Below are 472 nucleotides of genomic sequence, written 5' to 3' on the forward strand. Positions count from 1 at the left end.
CTCCGGTAGGTCCAGTTTCACCTTGCGCTCCGGTTGCTCCGGTTGGTCCGGTTGGTCCGGTTGCTCCAGTTGCTCCGGTATCCCCTTGAGGTCCGGTTGGTCCAGTTTCTCCTTGTATTCCTTGAGCACCCGTTGCTCCAGTTTCACCTTGCGCTCCGGTTGCTCCGGTTGGTCCGGTTGCTCCGGTATCCCCTTGCGCTCCGGTTGGTCCGGTTGCTCCAGTTGCTCCAGTATCCCCTTGAGGTCCGGTAGGTCCAGTATCCCCTTGCGCTCCGGTTGCTCCGGTTGCTCCAGTTGCTCCGGTATCCCCTTGCGCTCCGGTAGGTCCAGTTTCACCTTGCGCTCCGGTTGCTCCAGTTGCTCCAGTATCCCCTTGAGGTCCGGTTGCTCCAGTATCCCCTTGAGGTCCGGTAGGTCCAGTTTCTCCTTGTATTCCTTGAGCACCAGTTGCTCCAGTTTCACCTTGCGCTCC

1 pseudogene is annotated in these 472 nt (G+C 59.7%); it reads right to left on the minus strand.

Going from position 1 to position 472, the window contains the following annotated elements:
• Positions 1-472 (minus strand): annotated as a pseudogene (locus tag QVH07_RS17685) (hypothetical protein); the annotation flags it as partial.

Source organism: Algoriphagus sediminis (assembly GCF_030403435.1).
In the GTDB taxonomy this organism is placed as follows: domain Bacteria; phylum Bacteroidota; class Bacteroidia; order Cytophagales; family Cyclobacteriaceae; genus Algoriphagus; species Algoriphagus sediminis.